Annotated in this window: 17 protein-coding genes and 1 pseudogene; 2 read left to right on the top strand and 16 right to left on the bottom strand. The window is 57.4% G+C overall.

Translation table 11 applies throughout. The features are described 5' to 3' along the window. Nucleotides 1-54: 54 nt before the first annotated feature. The 9 genes from ACFQZG_RS25615 to ACFQZG_RS25575 all read right to left on the bottom strand — a co-directional run bounded on the left by ACFQZG_RS25615 (nt 55) and on the right by ACFQZG_RS25575 (nt 13,731). Entirely contained in the window at nt 55-1,218 is a 1,164-nt protein-coding gene (locus ACFQZG_RS25615; protein WP_378157591.1) for a glycoside hydrolase family 172 protein, read from the bottom strand. Then, nucleotides 1,208-2,347: a glycoside hydrolase family 172 protein gene (locus ACFQZG_RS25610; RefSeq protein ID WP_378157590.1), complete on the bottom strand. Its 1,140-nt coding sequence runs from the start codon at nt 2,345-2,347 to the stop codon at nt 1,208-1,210. Before ACFQZG_RS25610 ends, ACFQZG_RS25615 begins: the two co-directional genes overlap by 11 nt. A 55-nt stretch (nt 2,348-2,402) precedes the next feature. Further along, entirely contained in the window at nt 2,403-4,502 is a 2,100-nt protein-coding gene (locus ACFQZG_RS25605) for a hypothetical protein (protein ID WP_378157589.1), read from the bottom strand. 30 nt (nt 4,503-4,532) lie between these two features. Beyond that, the gene (locus ACFQZG_RS25600; RefSeq protein WP_378157588.1) at nt 4,533-6,431 is read right to left on the bottom strand and encodes a heparinase II/III domain-containing protein; all 1,899 of its coding nucleotides are present in this window, start codon (nt 6,429-6,431) and stop codon (nt 4,533-4,535) included. Between the two features lie 69 nt (nt 6,432-6,500). Further along, the gene (locus tag ACFQZG_RS25595) at nt 6,501-7,388 is read right to left on the bottom strand and encodes a carbohydrate ABC transporter permease (protein WP_378157587.1); all 888 of its coding nucleotides are present in this window, start codon (nt 7,386-7,388) and stop codon (nt 6,501-6,503) included. A gap of 21 nt (nt 7,389-7,409) precedes the next feature. Next, nucleotides 7,410-8,288: an ABC transporter permease gene (locus ACFQZG_RS25590; protein WP_378157652.1), complete on the bottom strand. Its 879-nt coding sequence runs from the start codon at nt 8,286-8,288 to the stop codon at nt 7,410-7,412. Nucleotides 8,289-8,387: 99 nt separating this feature from the next. After that, nucleotides 8,388-10,136 (bottom strand): type 2 periplasmic-binding domain-containing protein, encoded by a 1,749-nt coding sequence (locus ACFQZG_RS25585; protein WP_378157586.1) that lies wholly within the window; start codon nt 10,134-10,136, stop codon nt 8,388-8,390. A 111-nt stretch (nt 10,137-10,247) separates the two neighbouring features. Beyond that, nucleotides 10,248-11,924, bottom strand: a complete 1,677-nt coding sequence (locus ACFQZG_RS25580) for a response regulator (RefSeq protein ID WP_378157585.1) — start codon at nt 11,922-11,924, stop codon at nt 10,248-10,250. A 4-nt stretch (nt 11,925-11,928) separates the two neighbouring features. Further along, on the bottom strand, nt 11,929-13,731 hold the full coding sequence (locus ACFQZG_RS25575; RefSeq protein ID WP_378157584.1) for a sensor histidine kinase: 1,803 nt from the start codon (nt 13,729-13,731) through the stop codon (nt 11,929-11,931). 270 nt (nt 13,732-14,001) lie between these two features. Here ACFQZG_RS25575 and ACFQZG_RS25570 point away from each other — a divergent pair, with 270 nt between their 5' ends. Together ACFQZG_RS25570 and ACFQZG_RS25565 are read left to right on the top strand one after the other, a co-directional pair. Then, nucleotides 14,002-15,441 carry an FGGY-family carbohydrate kinase gene (locus ACFQZG_RS25570; protein ID WP_378157583.1) on the top strand — a complete coding sequence of 480 codons (1,440 nt, stop codon included), beginning with the start codon at nt 14,002-14,004 and terminating at the stop codon, nt 15,439-15,441. Beyond that, nucleotides 15,438-16,064 (top strand): histidine phosphatase family protein, encoded by a 627-nt coding sequence (locus tag ACFQZG_RS25565; RefSeq protein WP_378157582.1) that lies wholly within the window; start codon nt 15,438-15,440, stop codon nt 16,062-16,064. Before ACFQZG_RS25570 ends, ACFQZG_RS25565 begins: the two co-directional genes overlap by 4 nt. Nucleotides 16,065-16,136: 72 nt before the next feature. Here the strand turns inward: ACFQZG_RS25565 and ACFQZG_RS25560 are convergent, their stop codons facing one another. The 7 genes and pseudogenes from ACFQZG_RS25560 to ACFQZG_RS25530 all read right to left on the bottom strand — a co-directional run. Further along, complete coding sequence (locus ACFQZG_RS25560; protein WP_378157581.1) at nt 16,137-18,614, bottom strand: glycoside hydrolase family 2 TIM barrel-domain containing protein; 2,478 nt, start codon at nt 18,612-18,614, stop codon at nt 16,137-16,139. Nucleotides 18,615-18,652: 38 nt separating this feature from the next. Beyond that, complete coding sequence (locus ACFQZG_RS25555; RefSeq protein ID WP_378157580.1) at nt 18,653-19,816, bottom strand: right-handed parallel beta-helix repeat-containing protein; 1,164 nt, start codon at nt 19,814-19,816, stop codon at nt 18,653-18,655. 20 nt (nt 19,817-19,836) lie between these two features. Next, the gene (locus tag ACFQZG_RS25550) at nt 19,837-21,033 is read right to left on the bottom strand and encodes a glycoside hydrolase family 88 protein (protein WP_378157579.1); all 1,197 of its coding nucleotides are present in this window, start codon (nt 21,031-21,033) and stop codon (nt 19,837-19,839) included. Beyond that, complete coding sequence (locus ACFQZG_RS25545; RefSeq protein WP_378157578.1) at nt 21,030-22,940, bottom strand: heparinase II/III domain-containing protein; 1,911 nt, start codon at nt 22,938-22,940, stop codon at nt 21,030-21,032. The genes ACFQZG_RS25550 and ACFQZG_RS25545 overlap by 4 nt, the downstream gene beginning before the upstream one ends. A gap of 450 nt (nt 22,941-23,390) precedes the next feature. Next, complete coding sequence (locus tag ACFQZG_RS25540) at nt 23,391-23,831, bottom strand: DUF1801 domain-containing protein (RefSeq protein ID WP_378157577.1); 441 nt, start codon at nt 23,829-23,831, stop codon at nt 23,391-23,393. 32 nt (nt 23,832-23,863) lie between these two features. Beyond that, the gene (locus ACFQZG_RS25535; RefSeq protein ID WP_378157576.1) at nt 23,864-24,526 is read right to left on the bottom strand and encodes an HAD family hydrolase; all 663 of its coding nucleotides are present in this window, start codon (nt 24,524-24,526) and stop codon (nt 23,864-23,866) included. 414 nt (nt 24,527-24,940) lie between these two features. After that, a pseudogene (locus tag ACFQZG_RS25530) lies at nt 24,941-25,153 on the bottom strand (VOC family protein); the annotation flags it as partial. Nucleotides 25,154-25,272: the final 119 nt, after the last annotated feature.

Raw genomic sequence — 25,272 nt, 5'->3', positions numbered from 1 at the left:
CATGGGGCGATAAAAAAAGACATCAAGCGGCTACGCTTGATGTCTCCATGAGCGCTATTCATCTAGTCCGGCGATTCTCGACTTCACGTCCGCGAGCTCCGGCAGATTGGAAACCGGGCTGTCCAGGTAGAAATACGCGCAGCTCGACCAATCGTCTTCTCGCTCGAAAACGCCGTAATCGGGGATGGTCTCCGGCGCGTCGGAGGCAAAGTCGATCACCCGATCGCCTTCGCGCGCCGACGTCGCCCGTACGCCCAACTCCTTGAACTTGTCGCGCGTCTGCGGATCCCAATAGCCGATCTGCTGCATCGTAATCTTGATATCGCGCTGGAAGTAGACCGGGTCGGGCACGTGATAGCGGTAGAAGCAGAACGACATGCTCGACTTGTCGGCAACATGGCAGCCTTGATACAGATTGCTGAATGTCCCCTGCTCCCAGCCGGTGCCGATGTAATCTTCCGTTCCGGTGCTGCATAAGCTCGGGTACTCATCGTCCCCGTCCAGGTAGATTTTGCATTCGCCTTCTCCCCACCAAGAGTGATCGTAACGGGACGTATCGGGCTTAACGCCGATGTTCGTGCCCAGGAAGCGACCGCGGCCCTGCAGCAGCGGCAGAATCTCGTAATCTCGCCGCTCCGTCGTCGGATTCTCCCGCCTGAAGTGAGCGTGGAAATACATCACGTCCTCCGCATGGCGGTCCCCCACCGTATAATCGACATCGTAGAAGAACATCCGCAGCGCCTCGGCGCCTTCGTTCGTCACCGTGATCTTCATCCCGGTACGGAACGGCATCGGTACGGCGCAGTTGAAGCTTCGGCCTTCCGGACTGCTGAACAACGCCGATTGGAACGGCGCGACGAGTCCAAGACCCGTGCCGAAAAAGTCGCCGAGAGGCGCGCTGACCGCGGCTTTGTCCGATCCGTCCCAATACATGTCGATGCGAAGCGAACGCAGCATGCGCGGGCTTCTATCGTTGATCGTGATCCAGATACGACGGACGATGCCGCCGACCCCTTGCTCCTTGGCCAGCACGATCGTCTCCCCGGCGGCGATCGGCAGGAACGGCGCGCCTTTGCGGCCGCTTGCGGCGCGGGCTGCGATTCCTTTGGCTCCCGTCCGGTTCTCCGGGCAAGCCCAGCGCGTCTCGACGCCGTCCGGCATCGCATACAACGCGTTGTCCCCTGTCGCTCCGATGGAAGATCCCGTTCTATTCTCCATCGGCCTTATGCTCCTTCGGTTCATGCCCCCACAGCCGCGAGCCGCCGCCCCGAGCCTGCCGCCATTCATGGCGCCAGAGGTGAACGTCCTTCGCCGAAATTTCCGGCATGTTCTGACGCTTCTCCTTCGCCGGGATTGCCGGGAAAGGCTTATGCGGTTCCACCTGGTACCAATAAGAGACGGTGCTCAGATCAAGCGTCAGGTTGTTGTCATGACCGTGCTCGATGCTCGCGCGCAGCGATTTGTCGAAGTAGACCGGCTCCTCCAGCAAGAACCGGTAGCAATGCGTCCGGCCCATCCATCCCAGCTTGTCCGGCACGCGGGCGTACCCGAAGTACGGATGCAAGTACACTTCGTTCGGACACCAGGAGCTGTTGAAGAAATCTTCCGTCCCCGTGCCGTGCAGCGAACCCGGCCAATCTTCTCCGTCGACGAGCCACATGTCGTCGCCTTCGCCGTACCACATCGGGCCCGGACTATCCACGTAATAGTTGACCCCTACGAAATGGCCCTTGCCTTCGATATCGGCGAACAAGTAGTTATTCGCGTCGCTCGGATTCTTACCTTCCGGCGCGAGGACGCTCCATTCGTTCTCTCCGGCTTCCGGATGCGACTCGGTCAGCTCGCGGTTCCACCAAGCGTGGAAGCGGCCCATCGAAGCCGGAACCTCGCGGTGCTCTTCATAGTCGATGTAATAATAGAACGATCGGATCGGTTCGTCGGACTCGTTGTGCAGCGTAATCCGCGCGCCGCTGCCGAACGGCATCGGGAAGTAGCAGTTCAACGCCTTGCCCTTGGCAGGCGCCGCAGCTAGCGGCAGAGAGATGAAGTTGTACTCCTCGCCCCAGCCTTGACCGAAGAAGTCGCCGAGAGGCGCCTCTACGCTCGGCTCGGTCTCTCCGTCCCAGTACATGCGCAGTACCGCATTGCGGCGGATCATCTGATCGAGCGTGTTGACCGTGAACCAAATATGCTTGATGATGCCCGCTCCGGGAATGTCCGCCAGCACGGCCGTCTCCCCGGCCTGAATCGTCACGTAATCCGCATTGCCTCCCGTGCGGTCGTAGCTCGATACCCGTCTCGTGCGAATGCCGTCCTTGATGTTGTATATATCGTTAAGCAGGCTCATCTGATATCGCTCTCCCTATGCCTTGTAGTCGTGTCTGTCCGCCAGGTGCCGGGCGTTAGCCGCGCTCGACGCCGATTCGATCCAAGAACGCCTCGCCGTAATGGGCGACAAGCCTCATGTAGCTCTCCGCAGCGGCTCCGTTCCCCCAGTCATAGATCGTGAATTCGCCCATGTAATCGTCTTCCGCGCTCGTGCGGCCTCCGTGGCCGTAATTTTCCATCATGAATCCGTAGTCCTCTTCTCCGAAGTAAGGCCATGCGTGCTCCCAACGAGCCTTCGCCGCCGGATTGTCCGGACAGTACATCAGCGCGAACGAGACGCGGAGCGCCGCGATGCCCCGCTCGACGTACTCCTCTACACCCAGCTCCAGGCCGTAGCGGATGATCGTCTCGGCGAACAGGCTCTGCCGGGCATCGTTCCACTCTCCGTCCGCATTCATGACGCCGAAGCCGCCGACCGCCGGAACGAATATATAAGGCGGTTGCCACGAAGCCTGCGTCATCAGAAGCTCGTCGAGACAGCGACGGCCAGCTCGTAAATACGCCTGATCTCCGCTCGTTCCGTAGCTGTCGAGCAGCGCCTCCGCCGTCCAGAACATCGAGAAGTTACACTGCTTATACATGTCGTTGCGCGCTACCTTGCGGCCGATTAATTCGTCGCGTCCATACGGGCAGCAGGAATAGTACGTCTCGAAATCCTCCCAGCGCCCGACGGGCACGATATGCTCCGCGACCGCATCCATTGCTCGCAGCGCTGCGGCGCGATACGCTTCCTTGCCCGTCATCCGGTACAGCTTCAACAGGAACGTAACGGACATCGACGTCTCCGGACTGTCGTCGAGCACGCCGCAAGGCTCGTGCGTCTTCTCGTCGATCCAGCCAGGGAAGAAGCCTCTCTCGTCCTGCAACCGCAGCAACGCGTCGCCGTATCGGACGGCGTAATCGAGCAGCCGCTCATCGGACTCGAGCTCGTCGTGCCAGCGAAGCATCTGCAGCGCGGTCCAACTCATATCGAGCACGTGAAGCGGCGCGTCCTTGACGACGCCGGTGAACGGATTGCGATTCGAATTGCCCCAATAGTGCGTATGCCAGCCTTGGGACCGATTGATCTTCCGGCCGTTCTCTTCCGCGACCTCCATCTCCGCGGCGAGTACCGCGGGGAAGAAGCCGCCGTTCTGCGGAGCCGCCAGCGCCAGCTCCTTCGTCTGCCGCGCGCGCTCCACGTAATCCACGTTGCCGGTGCGGCGTCCGAACCGGAACAGCCCCTGCGCAGAGCGCAGCGAGCTGAACCACGCCTGGTTCCAGACGGAGCGGAGCTCCCGCTCGTTCGGCTCCCCCGGATAGTTCGGGCTTTGCGTGACGTTAACGATGAAGACCGGCGCGCCGACCTCGCGGACGTCCAAGTCGATGCGCTGCCAGACGGCGTCTTTCCATCCGCGGAACGCCCACTCGTAAGCGTACTTGGCGTACGGCTCGAGCGAGCCTCGCAGCGGTTCGCCGGCGCGATACAGCTTGCCGCCCCAGCCTTCCCACAGGAACGCCAACGTTCGGCGCCACGGGTTCGCGAGATCGTCGGCGTCGGTCGATACATTCACATAGAAGCCGAATTCGAGCTCGCCAGCCGGGAATGTCGCGCCCGGCCGCCGAACGTACAGCACGTGCTCCCGCACGGTAGTAGCGGACAGTCCGAGCGTCAGTTCGTTGCGGGGAGCGTCCATGTCCATGTACCAGCGAGGCGACTCCGCGGCGCCGGACGCCGACGTCTCCGGCATCGCCAACATCGCGTCCGGGTCGGGGACGATCGTCAGCAGTCGTTCGTGGTCGCCCGCGATCAACGCCGGCGACCGGAACGAGTGCTGATCGACGACATGCTCGTCGGTCGGCGTCAGATGCGGCGACCAACGGAACATCGGCGAGAACGCCGGACGGATCGTCACGCGCCAGTCGTCCTGCCGGATCGCCTCGGCCAGACGGAATCGCATGCGGATCCTCGCACGCCCCGGCTCCGTATAATCGACGGTCGTCAGCGGACGTTCTCCCCCGAGCTCGCCATATTCGATCGAACGGATGAACGGAGCGTATTCCGCTGCGAGCGTCAAGCTTATTGCCGCGCGAGACGCACCATCATCCGGCGATAGATGTTGTAGGTTCGACATCAAGCTTCCCTCCACGTAAGCGGGATCGGATTAGCCCCGATCAAGCGTAACCGCGATCGTCCTCTCGCCGGCAGCGACCGGTTGCCGTTCCTCCAGCACGATGCGGTACATCCGGTCGCCCCAATTTCTTCTCAATCGGCTGTCCATGTCGTCGATCTTCTCGATTCTCGCGCGAAGATGCTCGGCGTCGTAGCTGACGACGGCCTGCTTGCCGGGCGCGTAAGTCAGCCTGATCTCGCCGTTGCCGCTGCCTTCGCCCTCGAACGCGGGCTCGCACGGCGTTATCAACGAATGGAACATATCCGCCGGAGCGCCGTCCTTCATGGCGAACGCGTCTCTGACCGTTACGGCCGCGACGCCGTCCCGCTCCAGCCGAACCGTGCGCTCCCAAGCCGCGATGCCGGCTTCCTCCGGATACGCGCCCGCGATGTCCATTCGCAGCTCGGAGCGGCCGCCTTGCAGCGAGTATTGCGCACGGCTCGCCTTATACCGCCCGCCTTCGCGCTGCAGCACCCCGCGCACGGTCGGCAGGTTATGGTACTGCGATTGCAAGTACCACAGCTCGTATCGCCGCGGACTGAACGTCTGCGCCTTGTATTCCTCGGTGCCTAGATCGACGAGCAGCGGATAGCCGTCGGCGAACACGAGGAAGCCGCCGACGTCGTTATGGTTGTGCGCCTCTCCGTTGTTGCCGCCTTTGGCCGCTACGTACAAGCCTTGCTCGGTGCCTTCCCGTTCCCTTGCGGTCATCACTTCGGTAACGTGGAACCAGGCATCGCGCATATAAGGGGCATTCGCACTCCTTGCGAGCCGCTCTTGCTCGACGAACAAATCCCGCGTATAGCCGTACAAGTTGAACCAGATGCGCGTGCTCGGATCGCCGCTTGGCGGCAAGCTGGCGCCCAGACGGACGAGCGACTCGTCCCCCGCGCTAACGCCGTAGCGATACGCGCCCCCGCCTGCCGGACTCGCCTTGGCATCGCAATCGGCGAACGAGACGTAATAATCGCCATGAATGTGAACTTTGGGCATATAGGCGCCTATATCCTTTACGATCTGCTCCCCGAATATATCGAAGCGTCCTTGCGACGCCAGCGACAGCATCTCCAAGCATTCATACATGCCGCCCGCCGACGCGATCCAATACGACGGCCCTTCGTCGCAGCAACCGTCGGCCGGATATGTCGCGATGAACGCGTCGAGGCTTCGCATCACCTTGGCGATTCCCGCTCTTCTGACGTCCGGGTCCTCCTCGATCAGCAGCAATCCCGCCAGCACCGGACCGTTGCACCATGGGTTCCAGTTGTTGACCCGCTCGCCCGGGGTGAAGCCTTGCCACCAGTAATCGTCATGCTCGAGGTAAGGCTTCAAGATCCGCGTCTTCGTCTCCAAAGCGATGCGCTCGTTAATTCGCGGACTGATCGCGTCGAATTTGCTCCCGAGCAGATAGCGGGTCCAGAGCAACAGCCGAGCCGTCTCTACGCCGGCCAGCTCGACTCCGTATTCCGAACTGCTCGGAATGCTCTCTTGCTTATCGAATTCCTTCCAGTGGCTGCGATGGCCCGGGAACACCCAGGTCGTCTCCTCGCACACGGCGAATATGCCGTTCAAGATTTGATCGAGGTACTTACCTTCGCCTTCCATGCATTCGGCGATGACGAGAATGCCGAGCACGCTTCTTCTCTCGAAGTAGGCGAGACTCAGACGCGACAAGTCGCCGCTCGTCCAATAGGCGCGATAGTCCGACACCTTAAGCGCCGGCCACCCGTAATCCGCATAACCGTCCGCGAGCCGCAGCCAACTCTCTCTACGATCGGACGAGATCGCTCCCCACGCTTCGCGGTCTTCCGCCTTCGGGAACGGCGCGTAAGGGCCTTCTCCGAAACCAAGCTCCTCCAAGCGCGCCGAGCCGTAACGTTCATATAACATCGTTCGTTCTCCTCCTTCTCTAGATGAAACCGCCCTGCTCCGAGGAGCAGGACGGCTTGTCGGTAACGCCTATTCTTTGACGCTTCCGAGCGTCATCCCGCTCATGAAGAACCGCTGCAGGAACGGATAGACGCACAGCACCGGCACCATGCCGAGGAAGATCTGGGCCGCGCGTACCGAGCGATCGTTCAACTGCGATAACAAGAGAATCATTGCGGGATCGGATAGGGAAGACATATCCAACCGGACGACAATGGTCTGTAAGTAACTGGCAAGCGGATAATGGATCGGGTCGTTCATGTAGATGAGCCCATGGAACCATTCGTTCCAGTGGGTCACGATCGCGAACAACGTTACCGTGGCGATCGAAGGCATCGAGAGCGGCACGATAATGCGCCAGAGCGTCTGCCAATGGCCGGCGCCGTCGATGAATGCCGACTCCGACAGTTCCTTCGGCAAGCCTCTGAAGAAGTTGAGCATCAGAATGACGTTGAATACCGGCAGCGCCCCGGGAAGTACGAGCGCCCATATGCTGTCTATTAAGTGCAATTCCCGTACGACCATATAGGACGGAATCAATCCGCCGTAGAACAATATCGTGAAGACGAATATCCAGGCGTATCCCGTCCGGAACTTCAAGTTCGCCGCTTCCTTGGACAGCGGGTAAGCCGTGAGGATCGTTAACAGCATGTTGATGGCGACGCCTAGCGCCACGCGCTGAACCGATATGCCCATCGATACCATGAATTCATGCTTCTTCGCGACGAACTCGTACGCCTTCGTCGTGAAGTCGACCGGCCATAACGTCACTTCGCCCGCTTCGATCGCGGCCGCCGAGCTGAAGGAGACGGACAACACGTTAACCAAAGGCAGCAGACAGATAAGAGACAAGACCGCAAGCACCGTATAGTTGAAACCTACGAACAACCTGCGACTCCACGTGTAGGGTTGAATCATGACGAACCTCCTTGCCGCTTATCAGAAAATGCGATAATTTGCGAAACGGTAAGCCGCGATATAAGACAACGAGATGAGGATGAGCGAGATCACCGACTTGAACAGTCCGACGGCGGTCGCCACTCCATATTGGGCACTGGCCAATCCGATCCGATATACGTAAGTGTCGAGAATATCGCCTGTTGAATAGACGGCCGGGCTGTACAGGTTGTAGACTTGGTCGAAGCCGGCGTTCAGAACGTTGCCGAGCGCGAGCGTAGTAAGCAAGATCGTAACCGGGAAAATCGCGGGAATCGTTACGTGAAGCGTTTGTTTCCAACGGTTAGCCCCATCCAGGACGGCGGCTTCGTACAGCGACGGATTGACCGCGGTGATGGCGGCCAAGTAGACGACCGTTCCGAATCCGAACTCCTTCAATACGTCGGTTCCCGCCAGCACGTAAGGGAACCACTTATCGTTGCCGAGGAAGAACACTTTATCGAACCCAAGCCATACGAGGAATTGATTCACGATTCCGGACGTCGGGGAGAGCACGTCCAGCAAGATGCCGGCCATAATGACCCAAGACAGGAAGTGCGGCATATAGATGATCGTTTGAACGGAGCGCTTGAAGTACTTGATCCGGATCTCGTTCAACAGAAGCGCGGTGATAAGAGGCGCGACCAGTCCGCCGACGATTTTCATGAATCCGATGAATACCGTATTTCTAAGCACGTCCCTTGTCTCGGACAAGTGGTAAATATACTTGAAATGCTCGAGCCCCACCCAATCGGAGTTCCAAATCCCTTTAGCCGGAATAAAATTCTGGAACGCGATAACGATGCCGACCATCGGGCCATAGCTGAATATCAGCACAACGAGCAGACCCGGAACCAACATCAGATGCAGCGGCCATTCCATTCTCCAATTTCTGCGGCCTAATCTCAATCGATTCCCCTCCTGCCATGATACAAAGAAGGGGTAGCGGCTAGCGGCTAGCCCCTACCCCCCTCATAAGTCTTATCGAACTTGACCGCTTGCGTTGACTTCGTCGAGAATTTCTTGACCGCCGGATTTCAGCCAGTTCGCTGCCCACTCGTCGAAGTATTCAATCGGCTTGGAGCCCATGATGATCGAAGTCATCATCTTGACTTCTTCGTCGCGAAGCGAAGGACCTTTGGCGATCATCGTCATCGTCGGATTGCCTACGTACGCCGATTGGAAAATGAGGTTATTGTCCGCGTACTGACCCTGAATGCTGAATACGCCGCCTTCCGCCCACAGCTTGTTCGCGGCCCACATCGTCTTGTCGCCGGCTTCGAACTTCGCCACTTGATCGAAATATTGCTTCTGCTCGTCGTTCAGCGCGGACGCGTCGCCGGACTTCTTCGCAGCTTGAACCGCGGCCGCCGCCTTCGGATTGTTGCCCGGAATGCCGCCGCGCACCGGCGACAGGCTGAAGACCGGATAGTCCTTGCCGTCTGCCGTAACCGTGTGATAGTTCTTGTCGAAATTCCCGACTAGCTTCTCGTTATACGTGTTCAACATCAAGATCGGAGCTTCCGGATGCTCGGACTTCTTGTTTACGACATAGAAGCGCGAAGGCAATCCGGTCGTGCTTTGCGAGCGCGCCGGCTTATCGTCGGACGAAACGAGCGGATAGATGCCCCAATCCGAGCCTGGTACGTCGTTGTACATATTGTTGATCGGCCAAGTCGGTACCCAGAACGCGCCGAACGCGAGACCGATTTTACCGGAGGTGACGAGCTCCGCGGACTTCATGCCGTCGATGACGCTGAATTCCGGATAGATCGCGCCTTCCTGGAACAGCTCGGCCAGCTTGCCGAGAGCGGTCTTCACTTCCGGCTGCGTGTCGGCCCACTGTGCTTTGCCGTCCGCGCCCTTGATGAAGTTGAGAGCCGTGGCAGAGCCCTTAGTCGGGTTGAACGGATACGCGTGGTAGCCGTTGAAGAAGCCGTCAAGACCGGACCAGCCGTTGAACAGGTTCAAGTCGAGGCTTAAACCGTACGTATCGTTCTTGCCGTTCTTGTCCGGATCGTTCTTCGTGAACGCCTTGGCGATATTGATGACGTCGTCCATCGACTTCGGCGCCTCGAGTCCTACATTGGCCAGCCAGTCTTTACGAATGAAGATGAACTGGGTATCGGCTGCTTCCCCGCCGTCTACCGGAATACCCATGAGCTTGCCGTTCATCGTTGCCGCTTGGAGACGGATGCCGTTGTTGGCGTCCATCGAGGCCTTCGTCAGATCGGAAGCGAATTTGTCGTAGGTTTCGGTCAGATCGGCGATCGTGCCCGCTTCTACGAGGATCTGGAACTGCTGCGCGTCGACTTCCATGAAGTCCGGCATATCGCCGGAAGCCATCGTTACGGCAACCTTGTTCTGATATTGCGTAGCGTTGACTTTCCAGTTGTTCTTCAGGTTGATGCCGAGTTCTTCTTGGAACGCCTTGGTCCAAGAGTTGTTGTCGAGATCTTGGCCGGGCGGCAACTCTGCGGCCGTATTGACCGAGCGCACCGTCGTTACTTCGATCGGCGGATCGAACTTGCCGGTCGGACCGTCCGGAGTCGTTCCTGCCGGGCTTGCGCTCGAGCTCGAGCTCGCGCTTGCGCTTGCGCTTGGCGAACTGCCTGCATCGGAAGCGGTATTGTCTTTGTTGTTATTGCTACATGCTGTAACTACCGTCATGACAAGCAGTAATGAAAGTACGGCCGAGCCTTTCACTTTCGCTTTCTTATTTTTCGACATCAGCTGATTTCCTCCCCTATTTCCTGCATTAATTTGTGGTACGCCTTCATTATGCAGGCCGCAAGACGTCGCGAATATAATAAAGCGATTACATCCCTTATCCTTTTATATCTATTTCAGCGAATCTCGATATTCCTGAGGGGTCAACAACGTTGCTTTTTTGAATAGACGGGTGAAATAGGAGGCCGAGTCGTATCCGATCCGCATACCGACCTCATGTATCTTAAGCGTGCTCTCGCCGAGCAATTGCTTCGCGCGATCGACTCTTGTCCTCGTGACATAATCGCTGATGTTGTGGCCCGTCTTCTGTTTATACAATCTGGAGAGGTAAAATGGCGTCAAGAAGACGCGCTCGGCCAGACGGTTCAGCGTAAGATCCCCATCGAGATTGTCGTCCACGTACCGATGAATCTGCTCGACGACTTCGCTCGTCTCTTGCTCGTTGCCGCCTTCCATGCGTTCGAACAACAATCCCGCCAATTCGCGGAAAAAGTCGGAAGCTTCCTTCCAAGAACGATGCTCGCGGATCGAGAACAGCTTGTCCGGATTGATTCCGCCGCCCTCCGCGCCGAGCGCCTCGAACCGGTTCAGATGCGGGATGAAGATCGCCGCCAGCTCGTAGAACACCTCGAGAGGCAAGCCCGCGTCCATCGCCGCGGACTCCCCTACCGCTTCCGAAATCCCGTCGAACAGCTGCTCGAACTTCTCCCGTTCCTTCTGCATCAAGTATTGGTCGAGCAGCCGAATGCGCTTGACTTTGCTTCGCGCTTGCTCGTCTCCGCTAGACTTCGACCGGTCGTCCGACAGCAGCATCTGGCTTCCGAGTCCGAGCCCGCGGCCGAACAGCTGCGACAACCGCTCGTATTTGGACGCGAGCGCGTCCCATTCGAACGGCTCGCTTGAAACGACGAACGAGCACGCGAGCTTCAAGTAATGGCTGCAGGCGGTCTGCACGGATTCGAGCATGCCGAGCATGTATGCGTGCAGGCGCGCTTCCGGATCGGGATCCTCGGCGAAGTCTGCGCGCATCGATTGATTTCCGGCGATCGCCTGGCGATATCCCGATTCCGGCTTCGGCTGCAGCAGCCAGATCAGCCGTTCGTGATCGCCTCTGAAGTGCGTCAATTCGAATTCGTTCGCGAAGAACTCTTCGAAGATGTTATTGATCGAATAGGCGAATAGCACCTTGTCGCCTCCCGCCCGATCCTCGCGCCATCGGTCGATCCGGCCGACGGCCATGACGACCGGCAATTCGGGATCGAGCGGCACTTCGAATTGCGCGAACCGATCGCTCCGCACGGCAGACGAAGAGACTTCCCCTTCCAGCAGACCGGTCAGATACTCCTTGCGCAGCGCCGGCAGCGCCAGCTTAAGCGACGATCGGGCGTTCGCGATCAGACCTTCGTAGGTCACTTCCTCGTCAATGACGCGAATCGCCTTCTCGACCGAGGAGATGATCGGATCGTCTCCTTCCGTCTTCAGCACGTAGTCGATCGCTCCCCCGCGGATCGAAGACTGGATATAGTCGAACTCGTTATAGCCGGTCAGGAAGATCGACTTGCAGCGCGGCCAAAGACGTAGCACCTCCTTCTGCAGCTCGATCCCGTTCATCTCCGGCATCTCGATATCCGTGAGCAGAATGTCGATGCGCAGCTTCCTCGCGATCTCGAACGCCTCCATTCCGTCGAACGCCTGATAGACCTCCAATGGGTAATCGGCTTGCAAGAATAGCTCGCTTAAGCCTTCTACGATGATCGGTTCATCGTCAACGATCAACAGACGGTACATACCGTCACTCTCCTCTCGCGTCATTGAGTTGTTTGGGTTCCGCGGCTTTGCCCGAAGACGGAGGCATCGGAAGCTTCAGCGTCGCTTTCATGCCGCCCATTTCTCCGCGGGCGACGGATACGCCGTATTCGGCGCCGAACCGAATGATCAACCGACGGTGAACGTTCAACATGCCTGTATATTCCATATTCGCGGCCTGATTCGCTAGATTCGCTTCGATAGCCTGCAGGTCGGCGTTCGTCAGCTTCTCTCCGTTATCCTCGACCGACATGAGCAACTTGCCGTCTTGTTCGATCATCGTCACGGCGATTTTGCCGTCCCTGCGCTTCGTCTCGAGACCGTATTGGTACGCGTTCTCGATGAAAGGCTGCAGGATGAGCCGCGGAACGCGCATGTCGCCGCAGCCTGCGGGCAATTCTCCGAATTCGACGATAATGCGGCTCTTGGCGAAGCGGATGTTCTGAATTTCCACATAAGTGCGAGAGTGCTTAATCTCCGCGTCTAGCGGCACGTCGTCGGAGCCGTTGCGAGTAATGTACTGGAAATACTCGCCAAGATGCTGGCTGAACTGGATGACGCTGTCGTTATCGTTCATTTTCGCCAGGCGGTATAGAATGAAATACGTGTTATATAAGAAGTGCGGATTGATCTGCGACTGCAATTGCTTCAGCTCCGACGTCTGGGCACGCAGCTTCTGCTCGTACACTTCATGGATCAGCACTTTCAGATTGTCCGTCATCATGTTGAACCGTTGGAACAAGTAGAGGAACTCGTCGTGCGTCTTCGGCAGCGGAATCGGCTCCATCATCCCCGCCTCCACCTTGCGGAAACCGGTCATCATCCGATGCAGCGGCTTGCGAATGAGCTGATACAGCCAGTACGAGTAGGCGACGATGAAGACGAGCGAGACGAACGACAGCAGCCATAGCAGCATCCGGTACTTGTCGATCGGACCGAGCATCTCGGCCGAAGGCACGTAAGCGATCAAGGAGTAGCCGAACAACGGCGAGCGCTTATAGGCGACGAAGTAAGAGCTGTTATCCGCCGAAATTTGCTCATAGCCTTCCTTCGCGCTGTCCTCGGGACGGTTCTTCAAGAAATCCGATAGTTCTATCGAAAGTCCTTCGTAAGCTTCATTGCCCAAGATCCAGCCTTTCTCCGGATTAACCAGCATCGCCCCCGCATGCCTGTAGTCGGAGAAGTTCTGAAGCGCCTGCCTCATCATCTCTTGGTTGATCTCGATCGAGAGCGCGAACGTCTCCTTCATATTCGGCAGATCGGAACCGGGATAGGCGATCGCCATGAACAACCGGTCATTCCAATAGTAATAACCGACGCCTCGAAGCTTGGACACGGAGGCGACGGCTTCATAATCGGGATGGATCGTGTCGCTGATCGTTTCTTCGCTCGATATCGTCCGCTTCAGCGTCAGGATGTGCGCGCTTACGCTCTTGACGTAGGGACTCGAATTTTTGATCAGCTGCAGCTTGTCCTGGATGCGCTGCACCGTATCCGTCCATACGCCGATCGTCATCGTACCGCTGATGAACGTGGCATGTTGGATGTCTTTGTCGAGCGCGTATTGCTGAAGCAGCCCGCTCATCAGCTCGTTGGCGACTTCAAGCGAGTTGAGGTAGAAGTCGACCCGCGAGTTGAGCGATTTCGACAGCTCCTCGCGGACGCTCTTCTCGCCGAGCTGGTTCATCCCGAGACCGATGCCGTAGATCGGAGCGACCACCAGCAGGAACGCGATGATCAGCTTCGGGAATATCGTCATTCTCCACTGTCGTTTTCGGAAAATATTCATGTCGGGACGCCCCTTGCGCAATGATGGTGATCGATTGTAACACACTTATTATAAAGCGCTTTCAGATAGAATACGAAACATATCGTTCCATATTTCGAATGTTCGCGGCGGCGATCCGGACCCTTGTGATTGTCTATCCATAGCTTATCTTGCATTTTCATATCCGATTGTCCGGCCTTGTTTAGCGAGCACCTCGGATGATGTATACTCTTCTAGACATCGAATTGTTTGCCTATCGTTTCGATCATTTTACTATAAGGATGTGTTGGAATGACCTCTTCCTTCATCGGCGTGGATATCGGCACGCAAGGATTGCGGGTCGTCTTGCTGGACGATGCCGGCAATCCGCTCGCCGTCGTCAAGGAAAGCTTCGGATGGTCGGATAACCGGGACGAGCAAAACCCTGACTTATGGTGGGATCTTCTCCTCGAGGCTCTTAGCCGGCTGGGGGGACTCGCCGCCAAGGAAGGATGGCCCCCGATTCGTTCCCTTGCCGTCACTTCCACGTCCGGAACCGTCATTCCGGTCGATGAACGGTATCGCCCCTTGCATGCGGCCCTGATGTACAGCGATCAACGTTCCAAAGAGGAAGCGCTGCTCTGCACGGAAGCCGCGGGCCAGGCGATCAACTCCTCCTACGGGCTGCCGAAGATGCTATGGTATAACCGGAATTATCCGGAACAAGCGCAGCGGATCCGGCTGTGGTGCCACGCCGTCGATTACATCACGGGCAAGTTAAGCGGCGTCTGGGGGGTAACCGATTATACCAGCGCGCTGAAAAGCGGTTACGACCTCGAAGCGAACGAATGGCCGGCTTACTTGTCGGCTAAGCTGAACATCCCCGAGGATCGCCTGCCGAGCGTGATCGCGCCCGGGGAAATCGTCGGCGGGTTGTCGGAAGAAGTCCGCGAACGGACCGGACTCCCCTCCTCCGTGCGAATCGTTGCCGGAATGACGGACGGGTGCGCTTCGCAGATCGCGTCCGGGTGCTCCCTCCCGGGCCACTGGAACACGACCATCGGCACGACCCTGGTCATTAAAGGGCTGTCTCGCCAGCCGGTGCGCGACCCGCTCGGGCGCATCTATAACCACAAGCATCCGCAGGGTTATTGGATGCCGGGGGGCGCTAGCAATACGGGAGCCGATTGGATTACCCTCGATTACGGGGGTTGGGACTTGACGGAATTGAATCGGGAGGCGGAGCAGTGGCTCCCGACCCCATGGCTTAGTTACCCCCTTAAGCGGCAAGGCGAAAGATTTCCGTTCCTGAGCGAGAACGCGCGCGGATTCGATGCCCCGGGATTGACCGAAGTTCAGCGTTACGCGGCCAGGTTAGAAGGCATCGCCTATATCGAACGGCTAGCGTACGATACGATAGAATCGCTGTCTGCCGAAACAATCGAAACCGTCTACACCGCGGGCGGAGGCAGCTCCAGCGATACGTGGCTGCAGATCCGCAGCGACGTGTTGCACAAACCTATCGTTAAGATGAAACACGTGGAAGGCGCCGTCGGGGCGGCGATGCTCGCCGCGTCGGCGACCGAATTCGCCTCTCTCGGCGAAGCCGTGCAGCGAATGTCGATCGTCGACAAGCGCTTCGAGCCCAGCGTCCGGCAACATCAGTATCAAGACAATTACGTCAAGTTCAAAGCGCTGTTGCAAGACAAAGGCTACTTGAACGGAACCGACCGAGGAGAGTGGGCAACGTGACTCGTTTATTCTTATTGCGGCACGGCGAGACCGTCTGGAATCTACATGGGAACCGATATTGCGGGATCACGGACATTCCGCTGAATGACACCGGGCGGCAGCAAGCCCGTATGGCAGCGATTGCGCTTATGGACAATGGGATATCCGCGATCTACTGTTCTCCGTTACAGCGTTCGCTAGAGACGGCCCGTACGATCGGAGAAGCCTTGAAGCTTGCGCCGGCCGTTGACGACCGTCTGTACGAAGTCGATTTCGGCCAGTGGGAAGGGTTAACCCGCCATGAAATCGAAACGCGGTACCCGGGCGAATGGGACGCTTGGATGAACGATCCGGGTACGGCTCCTGTCGGGCGAACCGGCAATACCGGCGCGGAAGTGACCGCTCGTTACGGATCGTTCATGAGAGAGATCGCGGCGACGCATCCCGGCGAGTCTATTGTCGTCGTCGGCCATAATACCTCGAATCGGCTGTTCATGGCCGATTCTCTCGGGCTGCCGCTGCGATCGTACCGGAAGCTCAGGCAGCATAACTGCGGGATCTCCTTGCTGGAAATGCACGACGGCGAACTGGCTTGGGAGCGAATGAACGAGACGGCGCACTTGAGGAAGAACGCTTCGCGCTAGATAGCTCTTGGAAAAAGGCACCCGCCCTGGGTGCCTTTCTCGTGGGTATACGGTTCGCGGAGTTCGTTCGGCCTATACCGGCTTGACGCAAGGCAAGCTCCAGCTAGCGGCAGCCAACCCCGGAGCAGATGCCTCGACGGCTATCGTACCCGGATCGCGTCCCGCGCGCACGACGGCGGCAACGATGCCTCGGTAGGCACGACAGCTCTCGGAACGATAGCTCTCGCTGCTCATCGGATCCGCCGAGTACACGCCGAGCAGGCTGCCGCAACCTTGTACCTTGACGGTTATCGGATGCGCGGCGTCAGGCACCCGTTGGCCATCCTCGTCGACGACGACGATACGCAGCTCCGCGAAGTCCCGTCCGTCCGCCGACATCCGATCGGTGTCGCAGACGATCGCCAGCCGCGCCGCCTCTCCGGAGGTGACCAGATTGTCCTCGCATACGCGCTGCCCATCGCTCAGGCCGACGGCAACGAGCGTTCCGGGAACGTAATCGACGTCCAGCTCCATCGCGCGGTAGCCTTCCGTATCCTTCGCCAAGACGCCGAGCGAACGTCCGTTCAAGAACAGCTCCGCCTCGTCGCAGTTCGTGAAGACGTATACCGTCTTTCGCTCCCCTTCGTTCCCGTTCCAATGAAGCTGCGAATTCATGTAGGCATACGATTCTCTGGCGGCGGGAACGGGTTGCTTGACGGCTAGCCGAACGAAAGGCTCTTCGCTCCAGATGCTCTGGCGGTAGTAATATTCGCCTCGCGGCGTACCGGCCGAATCGACGAGCCCGAACGCCCAGCCGCGGCGACCTCCCTCAAGCGCGGAGATATCGAACGTGTTGCCCAATGCGGAATCCTCTCCGAGCATGTCGGCGCCTTCTCCAAGATAATCGATGCCGACCCACAGGAACTGGCCGATGACGTAGCGATGCCGCATAATGCGCTTCCAGTGCTCCGGCTCGAATTCCGTCTCGGAACCGATCAGCGCCCGTTCCGGATGCTCAGCGTGAAGGCGTTCGTAGTACGCGTCGCCTTCCCGGCTGGCGACATAGTTATACCCCGGCACGTCCACCAGATCCATGATGCCTTCCCGCAAGCGCAGCAGGTGATTGCCTTCCGCGCATACGGTCGCGGGCCGGCTGTCGTCCTCCTCCTTGCAGATCTCGACCAACCTGCGCAAGATCGGAGTTCCCTCGTCGAAGTAGAGATCCGGAATTTCGTTGCCCACGCTCCACATGATGACGCTCGGATGGTTGCGGTCCCGCCGCAGCATCGCCCGAAGGTCGGTCTCGTACCATTGGTCGAAGTACTGATAATAGCCGTATACGTTCTTGCCGTAAGGCGAATCCGAATAGCCGCGGTCCCAGCCTAGCCGCCATTCGTCGAACGCCTCGTCCATGACCATCATGCCGAGGTAATCGCACGCATGGTAGAACTCCGTCGGGAAAGGGTGATGCGACGTGCGGACCGCGTTGCACCCGGCTTCCTTCAGCATGGACAGCCTGCTCGCCCACGTTCGCGTCTGAACCGCGCCGCCGAATATCGCCGCGTCCTGGTGCAGGCAGACGCCTTTGATTTTCGTCTCGATGCCGTTCAGTTCGAAGCCGTTCTCGGCGGTAAACGATAACGTGCGAATGCCGAGCGGGGTCAGCACGTCGTCTGCCGGTTCGTCCTCTATGAATAGCACGGAGTGGACGGTGTACAGGTTCGGTTCATCCGGACGCCACAGAGCGGGTTCCAACACTCTCAGCCACTGCTCGAACCGGTGTTTGCCGAACTGCGGCACGATCGTCTCCGCCTCGGCGACGGCCACCTCGCGGCCTTCCTGATCGAGGATCGCCGTTCTCAGCCGGCCTTTTTTGCTAATCTCGTTATTGTCCGCCATTCCCTTCCCTTGCCAGACGAAAGCGTTCCACTTCGTCTCGGGATAACGACCGACGGAGACGTTCGTTGCGACGGAGATCGAGGCGCCCTCCGAGTCGATGGACTCGGTTCTGGCGACCACGCCCCATACGTCGATGTGCAGGGCGGCGGCGACGATCAACTGAACGCGGCGAAACAGCCCGTTGCCTTGATAAGATCTGCCGAACGGCTGCAGGGAAGCGTCCACCTTGACCGCAAGGACGTTCTCCTCCCCCGCGGGGCGAAGATAAGGCGTTAGATCGTGCCAGAATGGCGTATAGGCATAGGGATGCGTCCCGAGGCAGCGACCGTTCACCCACACCTCGGCGTTCATCGCGGCTCCGTCGAACATCAGGTAACGTTTGCCGCCGGCATGTTCCTGCGGGGAAGCGAACGGCAATCGGTACCACAAGATGCCCGATTGAACGTACCCGTTCGCCGGATTGGCGGCGTCGAACCCCGATTCCGCCGAATGGTCGTGCGGTAGCCGCACGATCCGCCAATCCGAGTCGTCATAGCCGGCCTCTTGCGCGCCGGGGGCGTCTCCCGCATGGAAGCGCCAATTGTGCTCCAACGTAACGATGTTGCGATAATCCGTGCCTTCAAGAATCCGCTCCACGTACGAGATCGTAGGCTCTATTCTTCTAGTGGTCATGGTCCAAATTCTCCTTCGCGCACGATCTCTTAAGTCTATTACCGATTCGCCAGGAAGCGATCCGCGCCGTCCGCCAGCCAGACGTCCCCCGTCTGCCTGCCCGCTCCCGTATCTCGAATCCGATTATCCTGCAGTTCATTGTCGATCGAGCCGGCGTTCACATAGAAGCCGAATCCGTCGTTGTCCTCGATCACGTTGCGGAGCCACTTGTTGCGGTTCGCTCCGTTGGCCGCGTTCTCCGGGCGGAAATAGACGCCGCCGTGCCCGTTGCCGCGAATAACGTTGTCGGCGAACCGGTTGTCGCAGTCCTTATGGCCGATAGAGATGCCCGACACGGCGTTATGTTCCAGCACGTTGCGCTCGAACTCGCCAAACTGGACGCGCCAGCATACGAACAACCCCGCCGTGCCATTGTCGCTGCACGTATTGTCCTTGACACGCGAGGAATGCGAGCCGGCTCCGGGATGCAGCCCCGATCCCGCGCAGCCGCGAACGTCGCAGTGCAGCACCGAGATATTCTCGGTAATCTGCCAACTGATGCCGTCCCCATGGAAGTCGCGCACGAAGACGCGCTCGATCATGCAATCGCGCGCCTTCTTCAGATAGATTCCGCCGGCTCGGCAACCGCCGATCGGCTCGTTGGCCGCCTTGTTGCCGTCGATCGTAAGGTCGCGAACGCGGACTTGCTCGACGTCCACCGCCTCGATGATCGAGCAGGCGTTCGTGGCCATGCCGCCGTCGTCGGCGCGATAATCGCGCTCGAGGTGCCGGTCGAAGCGCAGCACGTTGCCTTCCACCGCCGTAATGATGGCCGTGCTTTCGTCCCAGCCCCATTTTTGCGACTCGTCGTAGATTTGGAGGCCCATCCCGACGCGGAAGCCGCCGGCGTCCGCCACCTCCGCGCGCAGCTCGCCGTAATCGGCATCGACGACGAACGGGCTCTTGAAGCCGTCCGTCTTGCGCAGAACCGTCTCCGGTCCGGCGCCGGCCAGCGTGACCCGATCCGTGAGCCGAATCGGCCCGTACACGTCATATATGCCATTATCCAGCCGCACGATACCGCCGCCGTGCCGGGTTGCTTCATCGACCGCAGATTGAACGGTCATCGAAGTGAAGCCCGGATAGTCGGTTCCCGGACCACCCGCGGTCACTTCGATCGTGCGATTGCGCAGCATCGGATCTCTCAGTCCCATCTCTCTCATCCTCTCGGTGTCCTCGTTGCCTACCAGAATAGCTCCTTGCGTCCCCGCAGCTTCGCGAGCGCTTCCACGTAGAAATAATCGCCATAGATCAGCGATTCATCGACATACACGCCGCGCGAATGGTACCCGGTTCCATGCAACAGAATGCCTTCGTGCTCGTCGCCCCAGTCCGCATAACGGTCGCTCAGCGACCGGACGATCCGCTCGGCCGACGACCGGCACCAAGCGGCGTCTTCGACTCCCGCTTCTCCATCGGCTGTAAACAACTCGGCAAGCTCCAGCAGACCGGACGCCGCGATCGCCGCCGCTGACGAATCTCTTGGCATCGCTTCTCGGCCGTCTTCCGGCAGGAAGTAGTCCCAGTACGGGACGGCGTCCTCCGGCAACCGCGAGACGAAGAACCGAGCGACCTTCAGCGCGGCTTCGCGATACCGCGCCTCGCCCGTGTACCGATAGCTGAGCGCGAAGCCGTACAGCGCCCAGGAAGCACCGCGCGCCCATGCGGAATCCGCCGCGTAGCCTTGACCGGCCAGCGACTCTATCCGCTCGCCGGTCTCCGGATCGTAGCTGACGATATGGCAGACCGAGCCGTCCGGGCGGAGAAAATCGCGCAGGACGGAATCGGCGTGCCGGATCGCGATATGCTTGTACCGCGGATCCTTGATCTCGCGGCCGGCCCAATAGAGCAACGGCAAATTCATCATGCAGTCGATGATCGCCCAGCCGGTATGATCCTCCTCGTCCCAATTCGGCCAGGCGCGGATGAACTCGCCCTGTGGATTGTACCGGCCGGCCAAGAGGTTGGCAGCGATTAGCGCATGCCGCTTGGCGTCCGCATCTCCACCGCGCCCCGACGCTTCGGCGAGGAGATGCTGGGCAACGCTGCTCAAGCTGAACATGAAGCCGACGTCGTGGTGCAGCAAGTCGTAGGTTTGCAGCGTCTCCGCGAGCTGACGCTCGCATGCTTCCGCGACGCGTCGGAGTTCCTCTTCGCCGTTCTCGCGGTACGCAAGCCATAGCAACCCCGGCCAGAAGCCGGCGATCCAATCGTGCACCGGCGCCCTGAAGTATCGTCCCTCTTTCGTTCCGTTCGGAAAAGCGGCTCCGATCGTCCGCGCGTTCCGGCCGATTTTGGCTTCCGCCCGGCTCCATGCCTCATCGACCCAGCCTAGCTCCCGTTCCAATCCATGGTGTAGCTTATGGTTATGCGCCATCATGCGTCTACCCCTCCCGTAGTTCCGCTGCCTTCCATCGAGAAGCGCAGCTTGAATTCTCCTTCCGCCATCGGAGACGCCAGCTTAAGTACGATCCGATGAACCTCCGGTCCCCAATTGGCCCGAAGCCGCCAGTCGGTCAGCTCTATCCGTTCGCTGCTCGCCGAGAGACGCGAGGCGTCATAGCCGATGCTCAGCCGTCTACCCGTTGCGATCTGCAGTTCGACGCGGCCGGATTCCTGGAGCAAGACCGGCGGTCGAACGGTCATCAGACTGAAGAAGAGCTCCTTCGTATCCCCGGTCAGCGCGAACTTGTCGGCGATCTCGATCTCTTCGTCGACGCCCCGTCGTAAGAGGAACCGGCGCTCCCAGTTGCGGATGCCCGCCTCGGACGGGTATGCCCCGGCGATGTTTAGGCGCAGCTCCGCCGCATCGTCGTCCGCCCGGTATTCCGCCTCGCCGGCTCGATACTCTCCGCCTTCCTTCTGCATTACCCCGTTCACGGTCGGCAGATTGTGGTAGGCGGATTGCAAATACCAGAGCTCGAACCGCTGCGGCGAGAACGTCTTCCGCGTATACGCTTCCGTGCCCAAGTCGATAATCGCCGGTAGTCCATCGGCATAGACCACATAGCTGCCGACGTCGTTATGGTTGTGCGATTCCAAGTTATGTCCGCCTTTGGCCGCAAGGTACAGCCCCTTCTCCGTACCGCCGGCCGAACGCGCCGTCATCACCTGGGCATGCGGCATCCACGAATCGCGCGCGTAAGGCGCTTGGGCGCCAACCCGCCTGCGCTCCTCCGTCTGGAACAGATCTCGCGTGAACCGATAGAGAGGGAACCAGTTGCGCAGCGACGGCCGGACGCTTGGAGCGCTCGCGCCGAGCTGCATCAACTTGTCGTCCCCGATGGCTTGCCCGTATCCGTAGACGACGTCGCTCGCCAGCTCGACGATCGCGTCCCCGTCGGCGAAGTCGACGCAATATTCGCCGTGTATGTGAACCTTATAGAGATAAGTCCCGATATCCCGAACGAGCTGCTCTCCGTATATATCGATCGCACCTTGAGACGCGAAGCCGAGCAGCTCCAAACAATCGTACAACGAACCGCCGGAGCGGCTCCAATACATCGGTCCCTCGTCGCAACAGCCGTCCGGGGGGTGCGTCGACAGGAAGACGTCCAAGCTGCGCATCGCCTTCAGCAACCCTTGCCGGCGCGCTACCACGTCTTCCTCCAGGACGAGATAAGCCATGATGACGTTACCGTTGCACCACGGATTCCAGTTGTTCACCCGCTGGCCGGGAATCATGCCGAGCCACCAATAGTCTTCATGCTTCTGATAAGGAACGAGCACCCGATTGCGAACTTCCCGCCGGATGCGTTGTCCGATTCGCGGGCTGAGTCCGTCGAGTTCCTCGCGGAGCAGGTAGTACGTCCAAGTCAGCAGCGCCGCCGTTTCCGAGCTGTTGAGGTCCACGATATGGTCGGCTTCGTCCGGCAGCAGCTCGGCCGTATTTACTTTCTGTAAGTACGTATTGGCAATCGGCTGCATCCAGCTTGTCTCTTCGCAGATTGCGAAGATCCCGTTCACGATCCGGTCGAGATATTCGCATCGGCCTTCTATGCATTCAGCGAGCACGAAGCCGCCCAGCACGCTTCGCCTCTCCCAATGCGGGTCGAGATACCCGTGAATGTCGCCGGTACGTTTCGAATCCATATAACGATCCATGCGCAGCGCGGGCCAATCGTAGTCCCGATTAACTGCGGCGAACGCAATCCATCCCTCTTTCAAATCGGGAGCGAGTTTCTCCCAAGCCGTCCGATCGGCAGCCGGCGGGAACGGCCGAATGGGCGCCGCGCCTAGCAGTGCTTGATTCGCCGCGGTTAGTTGTTCGAATTGCTTCGATAGCATGGCGTTCAAGCCTTCCTTCCCTGCCTGCTTAGATAGTCCTTATTTCTCCGGCTTTGCCGTATGTATTTATTATAAAATCACTGAACTGCCGAACTTATAGTAATATTTAATGATTCGCTGTCTTTTGATAACTTCTTGACCGGCTTTGAAACCTAAAACGGGCTTGCAAGCACGGGAGATAAACTCCCGATGATCGCAAACCCGCTTTTTTTCTAGGCATCATGTTTAGATAAACTCGATTTCATGAGGAGTCTGGTCGGTTGAGGAACTTGTTTTAATTGCTTTAGAGCTTGAAACCCGTTAACGGAATCATAATGCTTCATGACGTCATTGAAGCCTTCTCTTTCATGCAGTTGATCTATAGATGCGGGTTGAACAGTATGAATGGTTTCGTCCGTATAGGGATTATACTTATCGGTCATGTCATACCCCCGAATATCAAGATTTGTGCTACAACCTCCTTGTTGCCTCTATCCATTTTGTTATTACTACTTTAAGACTATTTCTTTTCTCTTCGTTTAAATCATCGCTTGAGGTAATTGCGATTGTAGCTCTATCATCGGCCGCCCACTCTAGCAGCCCTGAATCATCAGCAATAAGTTTCCCTTTGTTTTCTTTATTTGCCGTCTTTTTCGCCCCGCAGTGGAAGACTAATCGGAACTTGTTCCCGCCGTAAAAGTTGAAAGTAATTCTATCCTCCCCGAGAATACAGAAACTTGGAGCGTTCCATTTCATATGCTCCGTTATTTGAGAATCCGATTGTAAAATGATCTTTCGAACCTCTTCGATTTCTAGTTTCAGTGGATGTTCCAGCTTTTGCATGAACGCTACTACTTGTTCGCTTCCGGTTAACTTTTCCGTATTTTGCTTTGTATTTATCCTATCGCCCACGGAATATCCCCTCCTATCTCTTTTCCGTTATTCTATAGTATCACCGCTAATTCACTTAAGTGTTTTATCGTATGTTTGGGTCTAATACCTACTTCTTCTCTCCAAGGCTGATTGACCTCGAACCATATCGTTTCCATTCCTGCTCTTCCCGCGCCATCTATATCGTTTATTGGATGATCCCCGATATATAAACATTGTTCAGGACTCAATCCTAATCTCTCTATGGCCATCTCGAATATCTTCGCATTCGGTTTCTTGATCCCTGCTTCTTCCGAAACAATGATCAAGTCAAAATGATCCCTGATCCCTAATTGATCGATCTTTCCATACTGAATGATTGTTCTTCCATTCGTAATTAATCCAACCTTATATTTCAGACGCGCGAGTTGAAGGATTTCGACAGCGTATTCCATCAATGTTGCATTTGTAACGTAGTGAACCTTGTAGTATTCCAACAATTCAGTGATCTCGGGTTTTGTGTTCCACGGCAGCTCTGCTAATAGTTCTTCAAACCATTCATTCTTGTCCTTATAGCCATCTTGATCTAGATCTATCATTCTATCAATAATGTGCTTGGTCTCTTCCAAATGTTGAAAATAAGTATTCACGAAAGCATTAACAAAGTTATTGAATGTAGTTACTCTATCTAAGATCGTATTATCCAGATCGAATAAAACTGCTTTAATGTTATTCATGATTTCATCCCTTTGTGCTCCAAGTCGTTCTTATATAACCAATTCTCATTCTGATGTAGTCCATTGCCTCTGAACTCAGGTAATGTTGCTGCGAATGTCAGTGATGCAATGCCATTATTAATATACATCACAGCTGTAGCTGCCGGCTCGTCATTCAGATATGCAATATAGAATTTCCAACCTTGCCTGCCATAAAACACTTGATTGTTCGCTGCAACAGTCATTATTCCGTTATCAGGCAATCCGGTTCATAATGCATTGCCATAACGTTGGAGTTCAATTCCTTCTGGATTACCCTGTCTATTCTGAATCGCATTCATCCGATCGAGCATATAGTCGAGTTCGGAGAATACGATATTCCTTATCAATAGTTCTGAAGGAATTTGAGTTTCCATGATCTAGCACCTCATATGATTAATCATTCATTTCCCATTGAGGATTCCATACCACTTCCCACAAATGTCCGTCTGGATCTTGAAAGTAACCCGAGTACCCGCCCCAGAATGTACTGTGAGCTGGAACTGTAATTGTCGCGCCCGCTTTCTTCGCTTGCTCCATAACGGAATCAACTTCATCTTTGGTTCCTACATTATGACCAATAGTGAATTCCGTAGGACTGGAGTCTGTAAAATCTTTTGTGTAAACTCTCAAACCAATATGAAATAAACTAAGAGAAAGGTTGGTTTGAGAGGATGACACAAGTGGCGCGCTTTAACAAAGATCAGGTGAAAGCATTCGTCAAAGAC

This window comes from Cohnella sp. GCM10027633 (genome assembly GCF_042675445.1).
GTDB lineage: Bacteria > Bacillota > Bacilli > Paenibacillales > Paenibacillaceae > Cohnella.
This window is presented reverse-complemented; position numbering and strand designations above follow the sequence as displayed.